The following is a 6,841-nucleotide window of genomic DNA, read 5'->3' as shown; positions in this document are numbered from 1 at the left end:
CGTCCCGCCCGTCCAAAAAGGACGGGCGGGACGCCCATCCCACAATCTTGTGGAAGTTATTTAATTCTCATTCCTAATTTAGTCGAACAGTCAGTTTTGCCCATCTAAAATCTCAAATCTCAAATCTCAAATCGTATCAACCCTTAATTAACTCCACTCCGTCCCGCCCGTCGAGTTCTTGAACGTAAACCTTAACTTGTTCTTCCTTTGCAGTCGGCAACTTTTTACCTGTAAAATCCGGCTGAATGGGTACTTCTCGGTGGCCGCGATCGACTAATACCGCCAACCAAATTTTCTCCGGCCGCCCGTAATCGTTTACCGCATTCAAAGCCGCTCGACTCGTTCTGCCTTTATATATAACGTCATCTACCAACACCACGGTTTTGCCCGTCAAATCGAAAGGAATTTCTGTTTTAGCCGGTGTCCGCATCGCAACTCGATCCAAGTCATCTCGGTAAAAGGTAATATCCAAAGCGCCCACGGATACTTTGACTTGTTCGAGCACTTCAATTTGATCTGCCAAAATTTGAGCTAAAGGCACTCCTCTACTATGAATGCCCAACAGCACTAACTCCGAGGGATTCCCTGATTTTTCGACAATCTGGGAAGCGACGCGGGTGAGAGTGCGCCTCACTTCATCAGGGGATAAAATTTGGATAATTTTAGTCATGGGTTGCTGCGAGCTAATTGTTGGCTGTTGGCGGATCGAACAATTTTAGATTTTAGATAGATGGACTTGACCGATGAATCTGGGGGTTTGAACAAAGGTCAATCGATTTTAGATTTTAGATTTTAGATTTTAGATTTTAGCATTGACCCTACGGATAAATTCGGGGGCAAGTTTATCGGATACAGGTTTTTTATTTCTGGACGGATGAATCCGGGGGCTTGTATCCTGGATGCTTTCGGTCAAAACTTTTTTTGCTGCTGTCGGTGGCTGATCTCTGTCTTCTGCAGGACTTACCCCGAATGGATGAAAAGCCGATGCTGCGATTGCAATGCTTGGATCGCTAACAAGGACAGAAATACGTTATTTCTGTCTCCTGGACTGTTCGGGTGAGGTCATCAGTTAGCGACTCAAACATAATAAGGTATAAAAAAGCAATGATAGTCCCAACCAAATCAGAAAGCAATACCGAGTTAATTGCAATGCTTGGCAAATTAGCGGCGCTGCGATCGGGTGAACCGGCTCGCCTAACAGCGGTTTGTCTTTGAGAACTCCGCGATAGGAATTGGTACCTCCTAGTTGTACTCCCAAGATGGCGGCGTAAACGCACTCGCTCCAACCGGAATTGGGGCTGGCATCTTTAACAGCATCTCTCTGACAAATTTGCCAAATGTAAATCGGTTTGCCAGATATAACGGCTAAAGTAATCACTGTTAGCCGGCAAGGAATCCACGTCAGCACGTCTTCTAGTTTGGCGCTAAACCATCCTAAATCGGTGTATGGCGCTTCTTTGTAGCCGACGGTAGAATCTAATGTGCTGGCTGCTTTGTAAGCGATCGCCAAGGGGACGATCGCACTCGCCCACATCGAGTTAGGATCGATCGGGCGATCGGTAACACTTAATAATAGATGCGGCAGAGCGAACCCAAGTAAGGCATAAAATAGCGGTGCTGTCACGCCATCGACTGCATTCTCTGTTACAGTTTCTAACACTGCTCGCAGAATTTCCGGCTCGGATAAGTTTTCGGTATCCCGGCCGACGTAAAGGCTCAACCTTTCTCGCGCCTTGACTAAATCTCCAACATTTAAAGGTGCTAGCACATCTTCTGCTGCGGCCCTCAAACTGCGACCTGCAAAACAGCTTGCCAGCAAAATGGTCTGTATGGCAATACCTAAAAGAGGATGTACCCAACTAGCAGCTTGGACGATCGACCAACTGACAGTATAACTGCCTACAATCAGCCCGATCGCTAGTATTGTACCAGCACCTCGTAGCAGCAGTTTGTGCCGCTCGCCAGCGGGACGATCCTCTGCTTCAGGCATTTTACCTGCGGGATTATTCCATATATTAAAGACAAATCGAGTATAGCGGTCGATCGCCCAACCCATCGCCTGCACGGGATGCGGCCAACCCCAAGGATCGCCGATCGAATAATCCAACACCGCAGCTAAAATCAAAACAGGAAATTCATCCGGCATCATTATATATTGTGTCAAACTTGATAGTCCGGCCGAGCAGGAGCGATCGCAATGGTAGCGCAGGTTTTAACTACTCCTACCCTTGCGGAGGCAAGATTTTTGAGCTGCAATTTTAACGGCTGAGATTACTTTCGTCGCGGAGCAAGTGTACGTTCTGCTCCCAATTAACACCGTCAAAGGGTAGGATCTGAAAGTGTTCGATGGCATAGTCGTCAAGACAGCGGACGTTGACATCGAAATGATCGGGATGCGATCGGGGGCGATAGAACGAGTGAATGCCGCAAATTCGGCAGAAAGTATGTTGAGCAGTTCCTGTATTAAATGTATAGGTTGTCAAAACATCTTCGCCGCTGAGCAAGGTAAAACGTTCCGGCGGCACAATGAGGTGCAAAAATCCCTTCTTTTTACAGATAGAGCAGTTGCAATCAGATGCTTCGTGTTTGTCAACGGCGACACGGAAGCGGACAGCACCGCAGTGACAGCCGCCAAAGTAGGTAACAAGTGTTGCGTCCATGTGTGCTAGAAGAGCGATCGAATGAATGAACTTACCATTTAAATGATAAAGCTAGTTTCTTCCCCAAGAGCCGCTTGCCAACTGCGGACATCATAGTATAAGTCTTCGAGGGAAATACTGTACAGCGCTTCGGCAAGTTTTTTGTGCAATCGGTTCCACAAACTGAATGTTACCCAGTCCTCTGCTTGTGTCGCGTCGGGAAAATGTCGAGGTAAAGGTTCAATAGTTTCACCTACAGCCTCTAAGATTTGTCCTAAAGAGATTTGAGCGGGCTGGCGGGCTAATTGATATCCTCCTTGGGAACCCCGAACAGATTGGACTAAACCGGCTCGTCGCATTTCAATCAGCAATTTTTCTAGATACGGAGCAGGTAACTCCTGTCGCTTCGCTATCGATTTCACCGATGTCGGGCCAAAGCGAGGTTGCAAACTTAGATCCAGTAATGCTTTGACACTGTAGTGTCCGCGTGTGGTTAACTTCATGAGATTTTAAGAGCGGGGCAAATATTCAGCTAGCTGATAGCTGATAGCTTATGCTACCGAGTTTAGAGATTGCTCGCACCGGCTGCAGCTACTCCTCAAGAAAGACTGCAGGTTGTTAAAAATATTTAGATAATAGTGGTTAACAATTGAGCCGATCGGTGTAATATGGTTTTACGACCAGCTATAAAGCTAAAGTTTCTTGGTCAAACCAAAAACCAACCGAGAAAAAATCCGTACACCAGTTGAATATTTCAGGACTCAGTAAATGGCTAAAAAGAAAAATATCGAACCCCTTGAAGGCGAAGATCTGATCAAAAAGGTCAAAGACCTAGAGAACCTTACCAAGGAAGAAAAAGCTAGAGCCTGTGGCTACTACACCGTTACCAAGAACGGCGTAGAACGGGTCAACATGATGAAATTCCTGAATGCGCTGATTGATGCAGAAGGCATTCAGCTAGACGGGAAGCAAAACGGCAATGGACGCGGCGGACGCTCTGCCAGCTATCGGATTAGCGTTCAATCTAACGGCAACTTACTGATTGGAGCCGCCTACACGAAACAGATGGAACTCCAGCCAGGAGATGAATTTGAAATCTCTCTGGGACGCAAGCACATTCACCTGCGCCAAATCGATCGAGAAGAAGAAGAATCCTAGGCTTTTACGACTTGCTTTGACTTCTTGCTTGAACAGGTTGGTTTGACTTCAAGCATTGACTGCAAGCAGAGAGTTGGCTCTGAAATCTTTCTGTGAGCCTAAAAAAGTATGGCTTCTATAGATGGCAATGGCTCGACAAAAGCCACTGCCACCACTTTATATTTTCCGAGAATACCTATTCTTGCCCCTCGCTATATCCGTTTGGACAAGCGGGGGATTTTCCGCGTAGCTGTTGAAGAGAAGTTCGGCAACTGATTTTGTACCGGATGTAACGGATGAATGTTGAGTTTCGATGGTCGAGGTTCCAGGCAAGAAGCAGGTTAGGTTGAGCTACGAAACCGAACAAAGCAAGAAAATGGCGGAGGTATTCTGGGCCAAGAGTCCGTAATACCAGTTTAAAAAAAAGAATGCAACTGTCGGCAAACTCCAAAGCACGAGCTTCCTCCTTCATCCCCAATTATTTAATCTAAAATCTAAAATCGTTCGGGAGCATCTCAGTTTTGCATTTACAGTGCGAGCGTCCCCGCTCGCGTATTGTACAATACGCGAGCGGGGACGCTCGCACTACAATAAAAAAAATGCTTTTTACAAAACTGAGATGCTCCCAATCGTTCGACTGAGCGCTCACCCTCGAAGTCTAAAATCTAAAATTGTATTGTAAAACTTCATTAAGTTTCTCGTCAAAGATAGTCAGGAGTAGTATATGCTGACTGATCAGAAGGATTTGGACTGCCCAAGCAACCGCTTTCAACGCTGCCTTTATTTACGAGCCACACCTATCACTCATGCAGCGACGCGATTGGCAAACACATCCACAGAGGTTTGTACAAAACCACAGATGGTTTGTTAATTAATGCGCTTCGTGAAGGGGTATTACACGAGCGTGGCAAAAGCACTCCCAAAAGCATTGAGCAATGGGATAGGGAGCTGCGTAGCTCAGCCGAGGCGGGTCAATCCGCTCAAAGTAAAAGTGAAGGGGGAGGGGCCGAAGGCCTCCCATGTCATGTAATAGATGACTATACTTTTACCAGCTATAAGTCTCGTGCTTGCTCATGATTTGTGTCTGTGTGGGAGGTGTTTTGAGGGCAAGGAAACACCTCGATCGCCCGTAAGTGCAATTACAGGCTGGAACAGTTAAAGTGTTAGGGAGCAATTAGTCATCAGCCTATGCCTTTGCCCCGATTCGCGACTAAAACTTCTCAACACCAAACAAAAATCCCCCTGCGTTGCGTTCTAGTGGCCTCTTTTGTGCTGCAAATCGTCGCAGCAGTTGGGATTGTCGGCTATCTGTCCTTTCGCAACGGAGACAAAGCAGTCGAAGAGCTCGCCGAGAAATTGATCGCCCAGACGGGAAAGAGAGTTGAATAAAAGCTGATTTCTTTTCTCGAACATACCCAGTAGGTAAATCAACTTAACGCTGAAGCGATCGAGCGCGGTGAATTAAACTTACAGTTAACCCCCCCGATCGCCCTTTTGGTAAGGGGAAATCGAGGGGGTTAACTATTATTTGTCAAGTATCTGAGGATATTAAGCGGGGTTCGCTTCGGCTTGTCTTTGCAACAAGCGGGCAATTTCAGCTTTTTCTACAAGTCCGACAAGGACACCATTTTCGCGAATGACCGGTAGTTCTTGTACTTTGAGTTGTTCTAGGAGGGTGACGACTTCGAGGAGGGATAATTCTGGTTTGACGGTTGTGGAAAACTCGATCGGCTTCAGGAGTTCTTTCACTAAAACTTCGGGCCAGCGTCCGGTAGGAATGGTTTTGAGGTCGTCAAGGTCGATCGCCCCTACCAATTGTCCGGCATCATCTGTTGCCAGGAACCTGCGCCAGGTATGGGCGCTACCGATAACGTAATTGTTGGCAAATTCTCTGAGGGACAAGTCTTGGGAGACGATCGGGCTTTCGGGCGTCACAGCATCTGCGGCTGTCAATCCTGCTAGTTTATTTTGGACTGTGGCATATTGTGCAGATTGACCGGCATTTTGCAGTAAGAACCAACCGATTACCAGATTCCAAATATTGCCGAATACGCCTGTAGCAATGGCAATCCAACCAATTATTTGACCGACGCGGCTAGCAAAAATTACACCTTTGTAAGGGTTGCCGGTAATTTTCCAGACGATCGCTTTGAGGATGTTGCCGCCGTCGAGGGGCAAACCGGGAATTAAGTTAAATAAGGCTAGAACTAAGTTGATGGAAGCTAAAAGTCCGACGATGGCCGCTGCGGGGCCTGTGAGTCCAGCACCGATGCCGATCGCTGTTAACAAACCGGATAAAAATAAGCTAACCAACGGGCCTGCAATGGCTACCCAAAATGCTTCGGCTGGGGTTTTGGATTCTCTTTCTAAATTAGCCAGTCCGCCAAACAGAAATAGCGAAATCGATTTCACGCCAATTCCCTGTTTGATGGCTACCCAACTGTGTCCTAATTCGTGGGCTAATACGGAAGCAAATAACAGTAACGCTGTGAATAATCCCAGCATCCAGGGCACTACGGGGCCCAATGTGGGAAACAGGGCAGCTAATGCGCCGCCGTACTGCCAGGTTACTAAACCCAGAACTAAAAACCAAGATGCGTTGACAAAGAAGGGAATCCCAAACAGGTTGCCGACGCGAAATGTACCGTTCATAATGGCTACCTCTGATTTTACGAATGAGAGGTTTTTCTCTCTGTCTCCTTATCGTAACGAAACGTAACGGCGATGTTAATGCTTCAATTAGGGTGTTATCCGTCTGTGGAGGTTCGGTTTGCTGAATAATTACCGCCGACTGCGGTTTGGCCCGCTAGGGGTTAAAAATCCTTATCTCAAAACGGAAGTTCTTGCTATGAGGCTTGAGGAGGATATCTGTTTTAGTTTTCAGTTTTAGTTTTCAGTCGCTTTTAACTCAAATCTTGCACCTCTGTCATGAACAGGCAAGATGCCTGTTCCACAACAGATGGATTTTCTGTTTGCACCTCTGTCAGCAACAGGCAAGATGCCTGTTCCACAACAGATGGATTTTCTGTTTGCACCTCTGTCAGCAACAGGCAAGATGCCTGTTC

General features: G+C 46.9%; 8 protein-coding genes. 3 read left to right on the top strand and 5 right to left on the bottom strand.

The window, feature by feature from the left end:
* Window positions 1-136: 136 nt before the first annotated feature.
* From pyrR to QUB16_RS32500, 4 genes are all read right to left on the bottom strand, one after another.
* Window positions 137-670: a bifunctional pyr operon transcriptional regulator/uracil phosphoribosyltransferase PyrR gene (gene pyrR / locus QUB16_RS32515; protein WP_333322462.1), complete on the bottom strand. Its 534-nt coding sequence runs from the start codon at window positions 668-670 to the stop codon at window positions 137-139.
* A 399-nt stretch (window positions 671-1,069) separates the two neighbouring features.
* Window positions 1,070-2,149, bottom strand: coding sequence for an adenosylcobinamide-phosphate synthase CbiB (cbiB, locus tag QUB16_RS32510; RefSeq protein WP_333322463.1), 1,080 nt, complete (start codon window positions 2,147-2,149; stop codon window positions 1,070-1,072).
* Between the two features lie 109 nt (window positions 2,150-2,258).
* A complete protein-coding gene (locus QUB16_RS32505) occupies window positions 2,259-2,660 on the bottom strand; it encodes a GFA family protein (RefSeq protein ID WP_333148091.1) in 402 nt (133 codons plus the stop codon).
* Between the two features lie 38 nt (window positions 2,661-2,698).
* Window positions 2,699-3,142, bottom strand: coding sequence for an Rrf2 family transcriptional regulator (locus tag QUB16_RS32500; protein ID WP_006635345.1), 444 nt, complete (start codon window positions 3,140-3,142; stop codon window positions 2,699-2,701).
* A 265-nt stretch (window positions 3,143-3,407) separates the two neighbouring features.
* Here QUB16_RS32500 and QUB16_RS32495 point away from each other — a divergent pair, with 265 nt between their 5' ends.
* From QUB16_RS32495 to QUB16_RS32485, 3 genes are all read left to right on the top strand, one after another.
* On the top strand, window positions 3,408-3,797 hold the full coding sequence (locus QUB16_RS32495; RefSeq protein ID WP_015179394.1) for an AbrB family transcriptional regulator: 390 nt from the start codon (window positions 3,408-3,410) through the stop codon (window positions 3,795-3,797).
* A 108-nt stretch (window positions 3,798-3,905) separates the two neighbouring features.
* Window positions 3,906-4,052 carry a hypothetical protein gene (locus QUB16_RS32490; protein WP_333322461.1) on the top strand — a complete coding sequence of 49 codons (147 nt, stop codon included), beginning with the start codon at window positions 3,906-3,908 and terminating at the stop codon, window positions 4,050-4,052.
* Window positions 4,053-4,964: 912 nt separating this feature from the next.
* On the top strand, window positions 4,965-5,165 hold the full coding sequence (locus QUB16_RS32485; protein WP_333322459.1) for a hypothetical protein: 201 nt from the start codon (window positions 4,965-4,967) through the stop codon (window positions 5,163-5,165).
* Between the two features lie 159 nt (window positions 5,166-5,324).
* Here QUB16_RS32485 and QUB16_RS32480 read toward each other — a convergent pair whose 3' ends face one another.
* The gene (locus tag QUB16_RS32480; RefSeq protein WP_333322458.1) at window positions 5,325-6,428 is read right to left on the bottom strand and encodes a site-2 protease family protein; all 1,104 of its coding nucleotides are present in this window, start codon (window positions 6,426-6,428) and stop codon (window positions 5,325-5,327) included.
* Window positions 6,429-6,841 lie beyond the last annotated feature (413 nt).

The organism is Microcoleus sp. D3_18a_C4, from assembly GCF_036702415.1.
Lineage (GTDB): Bacteria > Cyanobacteriota > Cyanobacteriia > Cyanobacteriales > Microcoleaceae > Microcoleus.
The sequence above is the reverse complement of the archived record's forward strand: the minus strand, read 5'-3'. Positions and strand labels throughout refer to the sequence as shown.

Bases quoted from the DNA above. Each gene is read 5' to 3' on its own strand.
- pyrR (WP_333322462.1), bottom strand. From the start codon at position 670: ATGACTAAAATTATCCAAATTTTATCCCCTGATGAAGTGAGGCGCACT.
- cbiB (WP_333322463.1), bottom strand. From the start codon at position 2,149: ATGATGCCGGATGAATTTCCTGTTTTGATTTTAGCTGCGGTGTTGGAT.
- QUB16_RS32505 (WP_333148091.1), bottom strand. From the start codon at position 2,660: ATGGACGCAACACTTGTTACCTACTTTGGCGGCTGTCACTGCGGTGCT.
- QUB16_RS32500 (WP_006635345.1), bottom strand. From the start codon at position 3,142: ATGAAGTTAACCACACGCGGACACTACAGTGTCAAAGCATTACTGGAT.
- QUB16_RS32495 (WP_015179394.1), top strand. From the start codon at position 3,408: ATGGCTAAAAAGAAAAATATCGAACCCCTTGAAGGCGAAGATCTGATC.
- QUB16_RS32490 (WP_333322461.1), top strand. From the start codon at position 3,906: ATGGCTTCTATAGATGGCAATGGCTCGACAAAAGCCACTGCCACCACT.
- QUB16_RS32485 (WP_333322459.1), top strand. From the start codon at position 4,965: ATGCCTTTGCCCCGATTCGCGACTAAAACTTCTCAACACCAAACAAAA.
- QUB16_RS32480 (WP_333322458.1), bottom strand. From the start codon at position 6,428: ATGAACGGTACATTTCGCGTCGGCAACCTGTTTGGGATTCCCTTCTTT.